This window comes from Secundilactobacillus mixtipabuli, assembly GCF_002217925.1.
GTDB classification, from domain to species: Bacteria; Bacillota; Bacilli; order Lactobacillales; family Lactobacillaceae; genus Secundilactobacillus; species Secundilactobacillus mixtipabuli.
Genome location: NZ_BCMF01000001.1, coordinates 90,542 through 107,748, shown reverse-complemented (window position 1 = coordinate 107,748; position 17,207 = coordinate 90,542). Strand labels below are relative to the sequence as shown.

The following is a 17,207-nucleotide window of genomic DNA, read 5'->3' as shown; positions in this document are numbered from 1 at the left end:
TCGATGGTATGAGTATTCTCAGGTGTGATTGAAGGTCATCAAGGTTATCGTGGATTCTGAAAAGTGGCATAATATCTTATGAAAGAGATTTTTTACGGTGTTTAGCGTTTAGGAGTAAATGATAAGGTGAGAGATATGAAAAAATTAATTATCGGTTTGCTGGTGGTAGTTGGTCTTACGATTGGCTTGAGTACACCGATTACGCAATCCTTTTCTGGGGTGGAAAACGTACGGGCTAGTCATCAAATTAAACTGCACGGGGCTAATAATGTGCGTGACCTCGGGGGGTATCAAACTGCGACGAAACAGAAAGTTAAATCCCGATTGCTGCTTCGTTCGGCCAAGTTAGCTGACTTAACGGGTAAGGATGAACAGTTGCTGGTAAGGCGATATCGGCTTAAAACGGTTGTTGATCTGCGCACACCCGCAGTCATTAAGCACACACCGGATGCCAAGATTCCAGGTGTTCAGCTTTTGAAAGATCCAGTGGTCTCTGACAAAACCATGGCCAGTGTTAATCGCATTGCGACGGTGAGCGGCTCAAAATCAATGGTGAAGTTGTATCAATCATTTGTCACAACGTCACAGGCACGACATGCTTATCGTCAGTTATTTTTGCAATTGTTAAAGGCACCAAGCAATCGGGCTATTTTATGGCACTGCAGCGCGGGTAAAGACCGTACTGGATTTGGGACAGCGTTGGTTTTGACCGCACTTGGCGTACCACAAAAGACGGTTTATCAAGATTACCTCGCTTCTAATACCTACAACAAGGCACTAATCAGCCATCAACTGTCAGCGCTGAAACAGCAAGGCGTTTCAAGGCAGGCGATTGAGAGGAAAAAAGAGACGCTGGTGGTCAAAAAAGTCTATTTGGATGCTGCATATGAAGCGGCTGATAAAAAGTATGGCTCTATTCAGGACTATCTGACTAAGGGATTGGGTTTGTCAAAGCAAAATATTGCCCAGTTAAGGCAGCACTATTTAAAGTAGAAACTGTCAAAGTAATGAGTGGGTGCTGGTTAGGGCTTGTCGATAAGTAAATTAATATCAGCCAGTGATGAACTCTGTTACTGGACTAGCTAAGAATGTGACCATGTTTGCAATGTTATTTGGTTCAACCGTCCGACCTAGAGGAATAGTACCAACGTAGATTGTAAAAAGCGATGAACTGGGAATAGAAGTAGTTCATCGCTTTTTAAATATAAATCGTCAAACAAGCAGATTTAGCGTAATTTGATATCGCCGCCGTCGACCATCAGTGTCTGTCCAGTCATGTAAGAACTAGCGCTGCTAGCAAGAAATAGTGCAACTGATCCAATATCAGTTTCAGGATCTCCCAGACGATGTAGTGGAATACTGTTAACTAAGTGCTGATACTGCTCTGGCGCAGCTTGTTTCCACTGTTTCACGCCTTCTGTTTCGGCAATTGGTGAAATAATGTTGACGCGGATGCCATCAGCAGCCCATTCGTTTGCGGCTACTCGCGATAAACCACGGATGGCCTCTTTGGCAGCTGCGTACGCGGCTTGAGTTGGCTGGCCATTGAGACCGGCACCAGAAGCAAAGTTGATTACGCAGCCTTTGACTTCTTTTAAGTGGGGATAGGCCAGCTGCATCAAATGCCAGGTTGGATAGAAACCGGTGTTCATCGACAACGCCAGATCGTCGTCTGTTAAAGAAGTAAATGGTTTTTGTTTTGAAGCATGTGCATTATTGATTAGAACATCCAGTCCGCCAAACGTATCAAGTGCAGTTTGAATGATTTTCTGATCTTTTTGTGGCGAAGAAATATCAGCATTGAGGGTTTTAATGGTGCCTAATGACGACAAAGCTTTTTCTGCCTTTTGAAGCGCATCATCGTGAATGTCAACAATTAAGACTTTCGCACCGGCTTTGACGAATGCTGTTGCCATCCCAAAACCGATTCCACCAGCGCCACCGGTAATAATGACACTCTTGTCTTGCACATCCCATTGAACTGTCATAGTTTATGCCTCCATAATATAATGTTTTGCATAAAGCACCATACCATAAAGTTGGTTCAATTGTAAGCGTTTTCTTTGAAAGCTTTTGTACCTGTCAATATAGATGCCTTTGAATATAATCAGTCATTAACATAAATAATGATTTTTGGAAGAAAATTACAGTAGAAAAAAATAATAAGGGTTATGTTGAACCAAATCCGTTTGGTCCTTTTGGTTTTTGAATGTCACTGTAAATAACCAATTGTGCACAAATTAAATAAAACACAAGTATATTTTTTAACACTGGTGAATGAGTATGTTATATTAAGCTTAGCGTGTGGATAAAAAATACGTCTTCTAATTGCATTTAAACAGGTTATCCAAGGAGGATATCTCAATGAAATTACAACTTACCGATGCCGCAGTTAAGTGGTTTGAAGATGAAATGAATGTGGGTCCTGATAAAAACGCAGCGATTCGCTTTCATGGTAAATTATATGGCCGTACTAAGGTTCACCAAGGCTTTTCGATTGCCTTGGCAAGAGAGCTCGACCCACACAATTTTGGTGTGAAAGTCGTTAAAGACGGTGTGACCTTCTATATTGAAGAAGACGACCTTTGGTTCTTTAAGGGTTACGATCTTGATGTGGACTATGATGCAGAGAAAGATCCTAACAACGTTCAGTATACTTGGAAAGAAAATGGCGAACTGTAACGGTTGAGCCATAACTGTTGAATTAAATATCGATTAAAAATGGACCAATTTAGAGGATGGCGGGAAGTCGCCAACTTTAGATTGGTTTTTAGTGTTTGAAAAAATTGGATTAATCATTATCAGCCTAAGGGGCAGGACTAGTACTTTGCTAGCATTCCCTGTATAATCTGTGGCAAGACAAAACAGCGGGGTGGCATCAATGAAACGTGTTTACTTTTTGTGTACCGGTAATTCCTGTCGCAGCCAAATGGCGGAGGGCTTTGCCCGAACGTTGCTTGGCTCTGAATGGGAAGTTCAGAGCGCCGGCGTTGAAACCCATGGTCTCAATCCGATGGCTGTGCAGGTAATGAGTGAGGTTGGCATCGATATTTCGAACCAGTATTCCAAGCTGATTGACACTGACTATCTGAACAGTTGCGATGTGGTTGTCACGCTCTGCGGTGATGCTCGGGATAAGTGTCCAATGACACCACCTCAAGTGAAACGGGTTCACTGGCCGTTAGCAGATCCGGCTCAAGCTACGGGTAGCGAGGCGGATAAGCTACGGGCATTCCGTGATGTTCGCGATGACATTCAGCAACGGATCCAGAACAGCGAATTATTGAAATAAGGTACGAAAATAGCGCTTGCTACCGGTTAGATGACTGGCAGCAGGCGCTATTTATATTATTCAGTGAAGCCAAACCAATTTCTCGTGGTACGAGTAGCCGTTAGCGAGTGTTCTTTGCTCGGTTACGACTACGGGAGACGGAGAAGATCCGCCCCAAGCGAAGCGCAGGTGCTAGCTTCGGAGCGACCCCACTTCGAGAAATTGGTTTGGCGGAACGGGATATTAGCACTGAGTAGATAAAAGGCACCCTCTAGGTTTAGTTTCTACCTTGAGGGTACCATTTTGCTGACACTGTTTTGATTTTATCTGGCCGAAACGTGCTGCAGCAGGCAGAGAGCTGCACCTAAAGCCAATTACGGTATAAATCCAAACCCGGGATTTTTACCGCAATCAGCTTAGGCTCCGCTCTCTAACCGCCTGCTTCCGCACTCTAATGCTACATAGCCGAAACGTGCTGCAGCAAGCAGAGACTTGCACCTAAGTCACTTCCGACATAAATCCAAGACCGGGATTTTTGTCGAAAGCGCCTTAGACTCCAGTCTCTAACCGCTTGCTTCCGCACTCTACAACAGATGAATCCCCGCCGCTTCACACTTATCAATCATTTCTTGAGGCCACAGAGATGCTTGCACTTCACCAACGTGAGCTTTACCCAATAGCAGCATGCACAGCCGTGATTGGCCGATCCCGCCACCAATGGTGTATGGAACTTCTTCGTTTAAGACCATTTGGTGATATGGCAACTTCAAACGATCTTCCGCACCAGCAATCTTTAATTGCTTCTTCATGGATTCGGCATCGACCCGGATACCCATGCTGGAGATTTCAATCTTTTGGTCTAGTGGTTCATACCAGAAGATGATATCGCCGTTCAATTCCCAGTCATCATAGTCAGGTGCCCGGCCATCATGACGTTTGCCACTCTTCAAGGCGCCACCGATCTTCATGATGAAGACGCAACGAAGTTCTTTAGCAATTAAATCTTCACGCTCCATAGGGGTCTTGTCTGGCCAACGGTCTTCAAGCTCCTGGGTCGTAACAAAGTGAATTTCATCAGGTAAATGATAAACGGATTGTGGGAACTTGTACCAAACTTCGTGTTCCATGTGCTTGATGACTTTGAAGATTTGACGAACAGTATGCTTCAAGGTCTCAACGGTACGTTCTTCTTTGGTGATCACTTTTTCCCAGTCCCATTGGTCCACATAGGCAGAGTGGAAGTTGTCCAGATCTTCGTCTTTACGGATGGCGTTCATGTTGGTGTAGAGGCCTTCATGAAGTTTGAAACCGTAACGCTTCAAAGCGACACGCTTCCACTTAGCCAGTGAGTGGACGATTTCGATTTGTTCGTCGCCCATGTCTTTCATGGTAAATGAAACAGGTTTTTCAACACCGTTTAAGTTATCGTTTAAACCCGTTTTCTTTTCAACAAACATTGGTGTCGAAACACGAGAGAGGTTTAATTCTTTACGGAATTCATCTTGGAAAGTTTCCCGGATGTAACGAATAGCGTCCTGTGTTTCGTGCAGGTCTAACTTTGAGTCATAAGATTTTGGAATAATTAAATGCATGGTACTCGCTCCTCTATAATAGATTTGGAATAAAATAAAAGAAGCCTTTTATCCCTAAACCAAGGGACGAAAGACTTCATTTCGCGGTACCACCCAAGTTGCCTATCTATAGATAAGCCACCTCAATATGCATACTAACATACGCTCCGATGGTAACGTTTCGGTGACGGCGAAGCTTACTGCTAAGTGGTTCAGCCCGCAACTAAGAAAGTGTTATTCGGTAAAGCCGATTACTGATTGGGTTCGCACCATTTCCCAACTCACTGATAGTTCGACTAAACGTACTTGTCTTTCCTACGTTTTTTAATCTCTAATCAGTATCTTACCATCTTTTCATAATTTGTAAACAAAATTCCTAAGATTTTCTTGAGCGCAATCAAATTGTCCCTTTGCCATTAGTAGAAGAAAATCAATTAAAAAGGGCAAAAATATTTTTAGCCGGTGATATCAATTTGACGAATTCTCATCATCATTGGCTTGTATTTCCGCCTATTTCGCTTTAAAGTTGCTTTAACAATGAACGATAACTCATAAAGGGGACCTGACAATGACAAAACGAGTGATCTTGATTACCGGTGCATCCAGTGGCATGGGATATGCCGCAACTGAACTGTTTGCCAAACATGGCTGGCACGTCTATGCGGGAGCACGGAGAGTTGAAAAGATACCGACTGGTCCGAGTATCCAGCCATTACATTTAGATGTGACGGATGCTGATTCGCGTCAGCAGTTTGTTGAGGACGCTTTAGCCGATGGGTTACGCATTGATGTGTTGCTTAACAACGCTGGTTACGGCGAGTTTGGCCCAATTGAGGAAGTCGGCCTAGATAAAGTTCACAAACAATTAGAAACCAACCTCGTCGGTGCGTCGGAGTTAACCAAGCTGGTACTGCCGCAAATGCGCCAACAGGGTTCTGGCCGGATCATCAATAACTCCTCAATCGGTGGCGATGTCTACTCGCCGCTTGGTGGTTGGTACTATGTCACTAAGCGTGGTCTGAACGTCTGGTCCGACGTGTTAGATACCGAAATTCGGCAATTTGGACTTCGGTCAATCATTATTGAACCCGGCGGTACCGAATCGTCTTGGTTAGATATTGCCATGAGCAATGCGCTTGATAATTTAACGGCTGGTTCACCGTATACACCATTAGCTGAAGGAACGCGAAAGTTGCTGGGCGGCATGCTGAAGACTGCCGAAGCGACCTCCGAGGATCTTGCCAAAGTCTTCTATCGCGCTGCAACGGAACGTCATCCTAAGCGCCGCTATTACTTTGGTTTAACGGACAGAATGCTGGCGCGTTTTGCTCGTAATCACCCAGGCATGTTCCATGAAGGGATGAGTTTGATTGTCGGTCGGCTCACCCGAAATAAGTCATAATTTGAGATTTTAATGAAGTTCCGTAAACGCAAGGCTATTTGTCTGGTGGTTGCGGAACTTTTATTTTGGTAAATGACACACTCATTTAACGGTCATAGAAGGCTTGTGAGACACATTTGGAACAGCGTCATATCAGTAAAGAAAGCGTTAACATTTACTATTGCTTTTTCCCATAGTTGACCGTATGATTAAATTGTGAATCAATAGTTGTTGTTGTCAATTGTTCAAGGAGGCCACAAGCATGAAAGCAGTTCGAATTTATGGCGAGAAGGATATTCGCGTTGAAGACGTTGCAATTGCAGACCCAAAGGATGACGAAGTTCAAGTTAAGGTAGCTTATTGTGGAATTTGCGGCAGTGATCTACATGCTTATCTGGAAGGCTGGGGATTACCTACAGTTCCCAACCCATTAACGGGTAAGACTGTACCGATCACATTAGGCCATGAATTTTCAGGTGAAGTGGTCAAAGTTGGTCAGGATGTCTCAGACTTGAAGATTGGCGACAAGGTTGCTATTGAGCCATTACTTGCTTGCGGCAAATGTGAGAACTGTCGTAAAGGGGACTACAACTTCTGTAATAACGCCGTTGGGCCAGATGGCTCAGGGAACTTCCTGGGCTTCTCACAAGATGGCGGTTTTGCTGAATTTGCCAACGTACAAGGTGTCTTTGCACACAAGTTACCAGAAGGCCTGGATATTAAATTAGGGGCAGTGGCTGAACCAACGGCTGTGGTTTACGAAGCCGTTAAACGCAGCGGCTTGCGCGAAGGCCAAAACGTGGCTGTCATGGGTGCCGGCCCAATTGGCCTACTGATGGCATTATTGGCTAAAATCAGTGGGGCCAACAACATTTACATTGTCGATGTTTCCGAAGTTCGTCTTCAAAAGGCCAAAGAATTAGGCATTGAAAAGACGCTGAATCCTAAAGAAGTTGACGTTAACGAAGAAATTCGCAAGGAATTGCCAAACGGTGTTGATATCACCTTTGAATGTGCCGGCGCCCAAGCAACCTTTGATACGGCTTTAAAGGTCACTAAACGGACGGGTACGTTACAAGTTGTCGCGTTATTTGGTCAAGACGTTTCCATGAACATGACCGATGACGTGATCATGCAAGGTATCAACATCATCACGACACTTTGTTACAACAATAGCTTCCCAGCAGTATTGGGAATCATTAACAATAATCAAGCTGATTTCAGAAAGATTATTACCAAAGAAATCGGACTGGATCAAGCCCTTGATGAAGGGATTAAGGCATTAGCTGAAGACAAATCACAAGTTAAGATTTTAGTTTCACCAGACCTTTAATCGGGTTTAAATAGCCAGCAGTCAAGAAACCAATTCGTCGCGAATTGGTTTCTTTTTTGATGCAGAAGGTCTTGTAACTGAACGCTAGTACAATTTCAAAACTGAAAATTTTTCTGTTGCTAACTGCTCATAAGGTTGTATCATAAATACATCACTTCCTAACCATTAGGAAGTAAGATTGTTAGACAATCTAAAGTATTAAAACTAAAATATAGCTATTAGATAAGAATTGAGAAGGTAAACAATGTGAAAGAAATCAACCAACAAGTATTTGAAGGCGAACGGGCCTTATTTAAAGCGCACGACCTCAACATTAAAAATAGCACGTTCCAAAATGGCGAATCACCACTGAAACACAGCCGCCATTTGACTATTGAACACAATATTTTCAAGTGGAAATACCCACTGTGGTATGCGGATGATATTAGCGTTTCGCAAAGCACGTTAAAGCTGGAAGCCCACGCAGGCATCTGGTACACCAAGAACTTAAAAATGGATAACGTGATGGTGGAAGCCACTAAGACCTTCCGGCACGTTGACCATGCGGAATTATCCAATATCACCATGAGTAACGCTGCGGAAACTCTTTGGTGGTGTCAAAACGTTAAGTTGGATCATATTACAGCAACTGGCGATTATTTTGGCAAAAACTGCGAAAACGTGGTGGTGGATCACCTGAAGTTGAGCGGCAACTACGCGTTTGACGGTAGTAAAAACATTGAGGTGCATCACTCAACCTTTGAAACGCATGACGCGTTTTGGAATTGTGATAACGTGACGGTTTATGATTCAACCCTGATTGGTGAATACCTTGCTTGGAATTCCAAGCATATTCGGTTTGTAAACTGCTGGATTGAAAGCGACCAGGGGCTTTGCTACGTTGATGATCTGACCTTGGAGAATTGTTCACTGGTGAATACTGATTTAGCGTTTGAATATTGTACGGATGTTAATGCTGATGTGATTACCACTATTGATAGTGTCAAGAATCCAATAAACGGTGTGATCAATGCGCCAGCAATCGGTGAAGTGATTCTTGATGATCCAGAAATTGATAAATCAGCGATAAAAATTAACGTTAGGAGAAAAACGGCATGACGGATTTTTCAGAACTTATTGATCGGCGTCACACCAATTCAGTCAAGTGGGACGTCAAGGATAACGAACTGCCGATGTGGGTAGCGGATATGGACTTTCGGACCTTACCAGCCATTGTTGAGGCCATTCAGGAGCGGTCTAAAAGCGGAATCTTTGGCTATGAAGAAGTGCCTCAAGCTTACTTTGATGCCGTTCAAAGCTGGTATGAAAAAGAACATAATTGGCGGCCAGAAACGGCTTGGATGATATTTGCGACTGGTGTTGTACCAACGATTTCGTCAGCTGTTAGACGATTGACCAACGTTGGCGATAACGTGTTAATTCAAGCACCAGTGTATAACATCTTTTATAATTCAATTTTGAATAATGGCCGGCATGTTCTTTCCAGTGATTTGGTGTTAGATAATCAAGGTCGCTATCATATCGATTGGGATGACTTGGAAAGCAAGATGGCTGAACCATTGACTACGATGATGATTTTATGTAATCCCCATAATCCGGTGGGCATGATCTGGCCAGTAGAAACGTTAGCTAGAATTGGTGAGCTGGCTGCTAAGCACCATGTGGTGGTTTTATCAGATGAAATTCACGGTGATATTACTGCACCGGATAAGGGTTATACGCCGTTTGCCTCCGTTAATCGGATTAACGAACAAAACAGTGTGACCGCGGTATCGCCAAGCAAGACATTCAATGTGGCGGCGTTGCATGCTGCCACTGTGATCGTGCCAAGCGAAGCCTTACGTGCAATTGTTAATCGCGGCTTGAATACGGATGAATTGGCAGAACCCAATTCCTTTGCAATTCCAGCGACGATTGCGGCCTACACGTCTGGGCATCAATGGGTCCATGATTTACGAGCCTATATTGAGAAAAATAAGCAAACTGTCGCGAAGTTTGTGGCGGAGAATATTCCTAGTGTAAAAGTCATTTCTGGTGATGCAACGTATCTTGTTTGGCTGGATACCAGTAAAGTGGGGATGCCATCTGACAAGTTAGAACAGTTTATTCGTCAAGAAACCGGCCTGTATCTTTCTGATGGTACGGTGTATGGTGGCGATGGCCAGCAATTTCTGCGGATGAACGTTGCCTGTCCTGAAGAACGGTTAATGGATGGGCTAAACCGCTTGAAAAAAGGCATTGCCGCGGCTAAATCACTTTAAGCGATAACGTAAATCTATTAACTATTGCATAGATGCTAGAACCCAAAAAATAACCCTCATCCTGATTGATGTTTTCGGGATGAGGGTTATTCGTTTTCAATTAACAGTTACCGATATTGGCAAAAATACCCTGTTTAAAGGCAGCCAAAATATCTTTTCCGTTTGCAATGAGAACGTTATTGTCCAGTAATTGACCATTATTAGTCAAGCTGATCATGGCTTTTTGGTAATCCAGTTTTAAGCCCTGACCAAGAAAATAGACGTCATAATCAGAGGTGTAAAGCGATAGGCCAGCGTTATTCTTCAGCTGTACAGTGTATTCATCGTCTGGCTGGTCTAACACCACGATGGTGAACTTAGTGCCGATACTGCAAGCACCGCCTTGAAGTGAATATTTGCCGCCAGCGTCATCAGTGATCAGCAGCAATGTTTTATCAGCGATTTGTTTTTGTTTTAATACCTCAATAACTGCAGGGGTAAGCGTAATTTCGTTCATTATCAACACTTCCTTTAGCTAGCAGTTTACGCTGAAAAACAGGTAAAATCAATTGTGCACGGTTAAATTTTGTCGCGACTATTTAATGTACCAACCCAAAATAGAAAATGACGGCCAGGCCTAAGATGATTCGGTACCAGCCAAATGCCTTAAAGTCGTTTTGTTTGATGTAGTTCAAAAGAAATTTAATTGATAAGTAGGCCACCACAAAGGAGACAAGCATCCCAGTGATCAAAACCGCCGCTTGCATGCCCGTGAAAGTATTGCCATGAATCAGGTACTTAGTGATTTTTAGCAAGGAAGCACCAAACATGGTCGGTATCGCCAAGAAGAAAGAGAATTCCGTTGCCACGTACCTTGAACTGCCAACGAGCATTGCGCCAAGAATAGTCGCACCAGAGCGTGAGGTACCGGGAACCAGTGACAAGATCTGAAAACAGCCAATCAAAATGGCAATTTTAATGGGTAGCTGATTTAAATTGGCAAAATGCGGCGAACGGTGATGATTAAAGGTCTCAATCAGAATGAACAGCACACCATAGAGAATCAACGTTGCCGAAATGACCTGCCAGCTGGTGAGATGGGCATCCATCCAGTCATTTAGTGGTAAGCCGATAATGACGGAAGGCAGAACAGCTAGAATCACCTTCGCCCACAAAATCCAAGTTTGCTGTTTGGCCAACTGATCTTTGTTGCGGGCTACCGGGTTCAATTTATTGAAATATAGGGCAATTACTGCCATAATGGCCCCGAATTGTATGACGACCATAAACATATTGATGAATGCCGTTGATTCATCGAGTTTGATAAATGCGTCTGCCAGATAAAGGTGACCGGTTGAACTGATGGGGAGAAATTCGGTTATCCCTTCGATCACGCCTAAAATAATCGCTTTAAAAAGTTCAATCAAGATGAAAACCTCTTCCGTTATAATTTGTGCTCTGACTAAGTTTACTGAAACAATGTAAACTTACCCCTTGGAATGTGTAAAAGTTGTGTAAAGGTTATAAAAGCCTGTTTTCACCCTGTTTATATTTTTTTAGTAAAAGATACATAAACAATTTGGTGTTCGATTTGATGGCATATATTAGGGTATGTTCCAATATAATAGTAATTTAGGAGTCGTTTGCATTTACAGCCTTGCATAGCTTGTTATAAAATTTAATTATTAGGTAAATCCACCCAGGGGGGGTTAAATAATGGCCTCATATGCACGCTTAAGAACCCGGAACCAGATAACGACAGCAATGCTGACCTTATTAAAAACTCACCGGATTGAAAACATTGAAGTTACTCAGATTTGTGAAGCCGCATTTATAAAACGCAGCACATTTTACCGATATTTTCATGATAAAATCGATTTGACCGAGGGCGTCCTTGATAAAATCCTCGAAGACTGGTTAAGTGATGGTAAAAAAGAGCATACGCCTGCTGAAATTGCTGACTTTTTTATGGATAATTATGATGTGCTCTCTCATTTGAGAGTCGATCCGAACAACCGTCATTACGCAGAAAATCACCAAATTTTACAAAAATGGCTGATGACGCATATTACAGCGGAAAATCAAGATTCACCAGCGGTCATTTATCGGATTAGAAAATCACACGATCCGATGTTATTAAGTACGTTCATGTTAGAGGGCGTTTTTGGTGTGCTAGGGCAGGCTGATTTGTCCAACCAGCGCGACCGTTTACGGCTTAAAGCATTTTTAGTTGAAATGATCGAAAAAATCGTTCAAGTTCAATAATTAAGCAAAAAGAAACCTGGTGTCCAGTCGCTGACTGTTCACCAGGTTTTTTTGATTAGTTTGTTTTAGGTGCCCAAAAGGTGGTCATTCCTTGTTTATACGTGATGGCATCCTCAATCAAATGATGAAGTAAGGTTGCATCAATCTCGGTTCCCCAAGCAACGTGGAACTGACGCTTTGTTGCCCGATAGCCTAACACTTTAATTTGCGTCAGATATTTCTCGAAAATTGGGGCTTCTACTGAAACGGCCATGTCTTTGCTGGCAGCCGAGAAACCAATGATAAAGGTATCGTGGTCGGTAAACATCGGCTGATTCCACGCGATGCGCAACGCTAACTGTGGGTATTGCGTTTTGATACTATCAAGCAGTGCGCTTAACTGTTGTGCGTTTTCTGGTTTACTGATTGAAGCCAAGTATTCGGCTAACGTTTCATACTTTGCCATAGACTCATCCCCCGTAATTTTTCATCAGTATAGCGAGTTCTCATTTAACTTGCAACAGCGAGTCTGGCAACGCTAAAGGCTCACGATTTTGGTGCTGACCGACTGGATGAAATCGCGGTCATGTTCTGTTATGAGCATTGTGGGCTGGACGGTTTGAATGAGCGTTGTGAGCTGTTCTTGGTTGAACACGTCTAGGTAATTCAAAGGTTCATCCCACAGGTAAAGACTAGTGGGGGTCGCTAAGCTGGCCGCCAGTTCCACCTTTTTTTGCTGGCCGGCTGATAGCTGTTGAATGGGGGTGTTGAAGGTTGTACGAGGCATCCCCAATTTTTTCAGGTTGTTCAATAGGGCTTGATAACTCAGTCCGCGCTTTTCAGCAAACTGAGTTAGCGTTCCCACATTATCCGGGTAATGCTGACGGACTAGGCTCCGCTTCGCATTTTCCGTGAGTTGAATTTCACCGGTGACCTCACCCTTGAACTGCCCCAAGATAGCAGCAATCAAAGATGATTTACCACTGCCGTTTGGCCCAATTAGAGCTAGCCGGTCGCCACGATTGAGTTCAAAGCTAATTGGTTTTGAGAATAACGGCTGACCATCATAGCTGAGTTGAACGTTTCTGACCCAGAGTAAGGTTTCATGGTGGTCTGGCTGATAATTCATGGTCAACGGGTCAACGGGTCAACGAACTCGACGTTTTGCAGTAATGATTCTTTATCAGTGATTGCTTTATCCATCCGGTGTTCCAGATTCTTGGCCTTTTGCATGACCCGCGCAGAACGCGCGCCAATAAAGCCGGTGTCATAGACAGCACCGCTGCCTTTTTTATGGGGGTTGCCGTATTTGTCAGCTTCGCGGGAATGGCTCCATTGCCGTTTACTAGCGGCAGTTTGTTTTAGCCGGTCGATATCACGCCGCAACTTTGCCTGTTCAGCGTATTCCGATTGGTCTTTTAACTGTTTGGCTTGAGCATATGCTGAATAATTACCCTGAGTCAAAACCAGCTGCTGCTTTTCAATCGTCAGGGTATGGTCAGTGGCAACATCTAGGAAATGCCGGTCATGTGAAATGGCGATGAAACCTTGCTGGGCCTGCTTTAAATAAACCGCAATCTGATCGCGGCCCCGGATATCCAGATGGTTCGTTGGTTCATCCAATAGTGGAAAACCAGTCTGGCTAGCAAAGGTTGCCGCCAATAAGACCTTGGTCTGTTCGCCACCCGAAAGGCTTTCGTATGGCCGGTACAACAGGTCATCATCCACATGCATGAGAGACAGCTCACGTTGAATTTCCCATAATTCAGCTGTGCTTGCTTCGGTAGCAACGACCCAAGCTTCTTTCGTGGGATCTTTAACCGGCTGCGGAAAATAGAGCGGTGTCAGTGGCATCGTGATGCTGCCTTGACCGCTGAGTTTTCCGCGAATCAGATTCAGTAGGGTGGTTTTACCACGGCCATTACGGCCAGTCAGGCCTAATTTCCAACCACTGTCAAAGGTTAAATTCTGGTTGGTAAACAGGTTATCCTGCCCAGGATAAGCGAAGGTTAAATGAGTGATTTGAATAGTCGACATATGATGTCCTCCAGTTTCTTAACGGGCACCGCGGCAGTTTTTGGGCATTAAAAAAACACCTGAGAACAATTCTCCAGGTGCTTTGCGCATAACGATGATGCGTTTAGGCTCGCTAGAGAAGGTCTAGGTCAATGCCAGAACTGCACAGTATTCCCCTTTAACGGAAATCGCGGTGCTAGGTTCTAACGGTTGACTTAGATCTTCAATGGGCGAGGCCTCCTTTGTTGTGTATGAAGCTAAATTAACATGCTTAGTGAGCTGCTGTCAACTGATTGAAAAATTTAGATGACAAACAAATAGTAATTTTCCGTTTTAATCAGCTTACTAGTTGGTCTGACGTTAACAGTTCATTATGCGGACTTGTTGGTCGAAGAATTATCCAATCTAGTAAAGGTTGTTCGGGAACTTTTAAAAACCATCAAAAAAGACCGCTGACAAAACTTTTGGCAGAAAGTTAAGCGGTCTTTTTGACTAAATAACAGCTAGCCGTCATTAACGGCTCTACAGTGAGAGACGTTTGAACGTCTTTCACTTACATAATGAGTTTATCATCAATTAGACGACATAGTCAATTAAGTGAATATGTCAAAACAAAATTAATTTTCGGGCTTGCCGAATTTCTGCCAATGCTTTGCCAAATATTCGGTGGTCAAGCTAGTTGGCTTTTTCACCAGTTCTAGCGGTTGCCCAGCAGCCACAATTCTCCCGCCAGCAGCGCCACCGCGAGGCCCCATATCGATGAGATAATCGGCGTTTAGCATCAAGTCCACGTCATGGGTGATGATGAGGATCGTGGCACCATTGATGCGTAGGCGGTCAATGATTTGCAACAGGGTTTGTACGTCTAGCGGATGCAGGCCGATCGATGGTTCATCGAAAACGAATAGGGTACCAGCCTGCTTCTTGGTCAGGTGAGAGACCAGCTTCAACCGCTGGGCTTCACCGCCAGATAACGTTGGGGTGCTTTCACCCAAGTGAAGGTAAGCGAGGCCGACTTCCTTGAGTTGCTTCAACTGATGTTCAATTCGCGGCACGTCCTTAAAGACGGGGATGGCTTCTTCAACGGATAAATTCAATAAATCGACGATAGAATAACCATGCCATTTAATCTGCTGAATCTCGTCCTTATACCGAGTGCCATGGCAAACGGGGCAGACTTCTTCCATATCTGGCAGGTACTGGATATCCAAAGTAATATTTCCCAGGCCTCCGCAGTTTGGGCAGGCACCCTGCTTATTGTTGTAAGAAAAGTAAGCAATGCCGTACCCCTTAGCTTTTGATTCAGGCAGGTCGGCAAACATATGCCGCAGGGCGTTCATGATATTGGTGTAAGTTGCTAGCGTTGAGCGGGCGTTTTTACCGACTGGGCTAGCATCCACGCTGACAACATCCTGCAGATCCGTGGTCAAGGCACTTACTTGCTGCGGTAATTGCTGGTGCTGTTTTTGTGCTCGAATGGCGGGTACTAGCGAATCGATGATCAAACTGGTTTTACCAGCACCAGAAAAACCAGTAATGGCAGTCACTTTATTATCCGGAAAAGTAGCTTCAACGTGATGCAAGTTGAAATGGTCACTGATTTTAACGTGAGTAGACTGGCCCGTCGGCTTCTTAGCCGAGTGCTTGGTTTGCAAAATGTTCGCTCGTCCGGAGATGAATGGCCCAATGAGCGATTTGGGATTGGCCACTAATTGATTTGGCGTACCTTGCGCGATGACTTGGCCGCCTTCATCACCAGACCCAGGACCGATTTCAATCACCCAATCGGCGGCTGAAATGATATCGACTTCATGATCGACAACCACCAGAGAGTTACCTTGAGCGATCAGCTGACGGAAAACGTTGATCAATCCCTTAATATTATCGGGATGCAGACCAATGGAGGGTTCGTCCAATACATAGAGTACCCCAGTGGTTTCGGTCCGCAACGTCCGTGCTAGCTGGATTCGTTGTAATTCACCGGTAGACAAAGTGTTACCGCTACGAGAAAGGCTAAGGTATTCCAAACCTAACTCAAGTAATGGGCGTAAATTATCATCCAGTTCAGTAAAAAGAATTTTGGCTAATGAAGCCATGTCAGCGGGTAAAGCTGCCTTAGTGTCAGCTTCCCATTTGGCTAAATCACTGAGTTGCATGTCAGCGACTTCAGCGATGTTTTTGCCACCGACTAACTGCTTCAAACGTTCCGGATTCATCCGGGAGCCGTGGCAGGTCGGACAGGTTGAGAAGTGGTAAAACTGGTTGATTCGAGCAATTGAACGTTCACTAGTGACTGACTCCAGCGAATCTTCAACAGCAGCATAGGCATTTTCGTACAGTGCATTGTCCATGTGGAACACTCGGCCAGTACCAGAACTGATATTGACCGGATGGGTTTCTTTTTTACCGTGAAGCACGATTTCTTTTTCCTTATCTGACAGTTCTTTGTAAGGCACATCAGTCCGGACACCCAAAGTAGCCACGACCTTGGGCATGAAATTTCGGCCGGGCAAGTGCCATGAACCCACTACCCCTTGGTCAATGGTAAGGTTCTCGTCACCAATCAGTTTAGATTCGTCTAATTCCCTGACAACGCCCAGTCCGTGACAAGTGGGACAGGCGCCAGTGGAATTGAATGAAAAATCCTCGGCACCGTTAGCCATAAACCGGACGCCACACGTTGGACAGGTGATCATGCCCATGTCATCGCCGGCCAAATCCATCTTTTGGGCGATTTCGATTGTCGGTGGCAGTCGGTGACCGTTGGGACACACGACAGAGCCTAGTCGAGAAAAGATTAGACGAACGACGTTAAAGGCCTCTGTTAGGGAGCCTACCGTAGAGCGTTCTGAAGGAATGGTCGGCCGTTGTCGCAGTGCTAGTGCTGATGGTATATGTTTGACTGATTGAACCTGAGATTTTTTGTTTTGCGCGATTCGGCGCCGTGTGTAAGTGGATAGGGCGTCTAAGTATCGTCTGGAGCCTTCAGCGTAAAGAATTCCCATAGCAAGCGAACTCTTACCGGAACCGGAAGGGCCAGAGATGGCAACAAATTTATTTAACGGGATATCAACGTCGATGTTTTTCAGGTTATTGACGTTCCCGCCGCGAACTTCGATATGATCAATTGGTTGGACCACGTGAGCACCTG

At 44.4% G+C, this 17,207-nt stretch carries 15 protein-coding genes, 1 pseudogene and 1 other annotated feature; of the genes and pseudogenes, 9 read left to right on the top strand and 7 right to left on the bottom strand.

All coding sequences use genetic code 11. The features are described 5' to 3' along the window. Positions 1-135: 135 nt before the first annotated feature. The gene (locus tag IWT5_RS00475) at positions 136-993 is read left to right on the top strand and encodes a tyrosine-protein phosphatase (protein WP_089107994.1); all 858 of its coding nucleotides are present in this window, start codon (positions 136-138) and stop codon (positions 991-993) included. 233 nt (positions 994-1,226) lie between these two features. Here IWT5_RS00475 and IWT5_RS00470 read toward each other — a convergent pair whose 3' ends face one another. Beyond that, entirely contained in the window at positions 1,227-1,988 is a 762-nt protein-coding gene (locus IWT5_RS00470) for an SDR family NAD(P)-dependent oxidoreductase (RefSeq protein ID WP_089107993.1), read from the bottom strand. Positions 1,989-2,364: 376 nt separating this feature from the next. On the opposite strand from IWT5_RS00470, the gene IWT5_RS00465 reads away from it, so the two are divergent. Further along, a complete protein-coding gene (locus IWT5_RS00465; protein WP_089107992.1) occupies positions 2,365-2,682 on the top strand; it encodes a HesB/YadR/YfhF family protein in 318 nt (105 codons plus the stop codon). 199 nt (positions 2,683-2,881) lie between these two features. Continuing rightward, positions 2,882-3,292 (top strand): arsenate reductase (thioredoxin), encoded by a 411-nt coding sequence (gene arsC / locus IWT5_RS00460; protein WP_089107991.1) that lies wholly within the window; start codon positions 2,882-2,884, stop codon positions 3,290-3,292. A gap of 563 nt (positions 3,293-3,855) precedes the next feature. On the opposite strand, the gene asnA is transcribed toward arsC, so the two are convergent. Beyond that, entirely contained in the window at positions 3,856-4,863 is a 1,008-nt protein-coding gene (gene asnA / locus IWT5_RS00455) for an aspartate--ammonia ligase (protein ID WP_089107990.1), read from the bottom strand. A 59-nt stretch (positions 4,864-4,922) separates the two neighbouring features. Continuing rightward, positions 4,923-5,169 (bottom strand) — a binding site (T-box leader). 241 nt (positions 5,170-5,410) lie between these two features. Between asnA and IWT5_RS00450 the strand changes: the two genes are divergently transcribed. The 4 genes from IWT5_RS00450 to IWT5_RS00435 all read left to right on the top strand — a co-directional run bounded on the left by IWT5_RS00450 (position 5,411) and on the right by IWT5_RS00435 (position 9,817). Beyond that, entirely contained in the window at positions 5,411-6,244 is an 834-nt protein-coding gene (locus IWT5_RS00450) for an SDR family NAD(P)-dependent oxidoreductase (protein ID WP_089107989.1), read from the top strand. Between the two features lie 241 nt (positions 6,245-6,485). After that, on the top strand, positions 6,486-7,556 hold the full coding sequence (locus tag IWT5_RS00445) for a 2,3-butanediol dehydrogenase (RefSeq protein ID WP_089107988.1): 1,071 nt from the start codon (positions 6,486-6,488) through the stop codon (positions 7,554-7,556). 246 nt (positions 7,557-7,802) lie between these two features. Then, positions 7,803-8,654 carry a DUF3737 family protein gene (locus IWT5_RS00440; RefSeq protein ID WP_089107987.1) on the top strand — a complete coding sequence of 284 codons (852 nt, stop codon included), beginning with the start codon at positions 7,803-7,805 and terminating at the stop codon, positions 8,652-8,654. Continuing rightward, positions 8,651-9,817, top strand: a complete 1,167-nt coding sequence (locus IWT5_RS00435) for a MalY/PatB family protein (protein ID WP_089107986.1) — start codon at positions 8,651-8,653, stop codon at positions 9,815-9,817. Before IWT5_RS00440 ends, IWT5_RS00435 begins: the two co-directional genes overlap by 4 nt. Positions 9,818-9,917: 100 nt before the next feature. On the opposite strand, the gene IWT5_RS00430 is transcribed toward IWT5_RS00435, so the two are convergent. Both IWT5_RS00430 and IWT5_RS00425 read right to left on the bottom strand, forming a co-directional pair. Next, positions 9,918-10,313 carry an iron-sulfur cluster biosynthesis family protein gene (locus IWT5_RS00430; protein ID WP_089107985.1) on the bottom strand — a complete coding sequence of 132 codons (396 nt, stop codon included), beginning with the start codon at positions 10,311-10,313 and terminating at the stop codon, positions 9,918-9,920. An 82-nt stretch (positions 10,314-10,395) separates the two neighbouring features. After that, positions 10,396-11,223 (bottom strand): undecaprenyl-diphosphate phosphatase, encoded by an 828-nt coding sequence (locus IWT5_RS00425; RefSeq protein WP_089107984.1) that lies wholly within the window; start codon positions 11,221-11,223, stop codon positions 10,396-10,398. A 289-nt stretch (positions 11,224-11,512) separates the two neighbouring features. On the opposite strand from IWT5_RS00425, the gene IWT5_RS00420 reads away from it, so the two are divergent. Beyond that, on the top strand, positions 11,513-12,061 hold the full coding sequence (locus IWT5_RS00420) for a TetR/AcrR family transcriptional regulator (RefSeq protein ID WP_089107983.1): 549 nt from the start codon (positions 11,513-11,515) through the stop codon (positions 12,059-12,061). 55 nt (positions 12,062-12,116) lie between these two features. On the opposite strand, the gene IWT5_RS00415 is transcribed toward IWT5_RS00420, so the two are convergent. Together IWT5_RS00415 and abc-f are read right to left on the bottom strand one after the other, a co-directional pair. Then, entirely contained in the window at positions 12,117-12,506 is a 390-nt protein-coding gene (locus IWT5_RS00415) for an iron chaperone (RefSeq protein ID WP_089107982.1), read from the bottom strand. Positions 12,507-12,578: 72 nt separating this feature from the next. Continuing rightward, positions 12,579-14,077 (bottom strand): annotated as a pseudogene (abc-f, locus tag IWT5_RS00410) (ribosomal protection-like ABC-F family protein). Positions 14,078-14,349: 272 nt separating this feature from the next. Between abc-f and IWT5_RS12150 the strand changes: the two are divergent. Then, a complete protein-coding gene (locus IWT5_RS12150) occupies positions 14,350-14,535 on the top strand; it encodes a hypothetical protein (protein ID WP_159459242.1) in 186 nt (61 codons plus the stop codon). Positions 14,536-14,673: 138 nt separating this feature from the next. Here IWT5_RS12150 and IWT5_RS00405 read toward each other — a convergent pair whose 3' ends face one another. Then, the gene (locus IWT5_RS00405) at positions 14,674-17,196 is read right to left on the bottom strand and encodes an AAA family ATPase (RefSeq protein ID WP_089107981.1); all 2,523 of its coding nucleotides are present in this window, start codon (positions 17,194-17,196) and stop codon (positions 14,674-14,676) included. Positions 17,197-17,207: the final 11 nt, after the last annotated feature.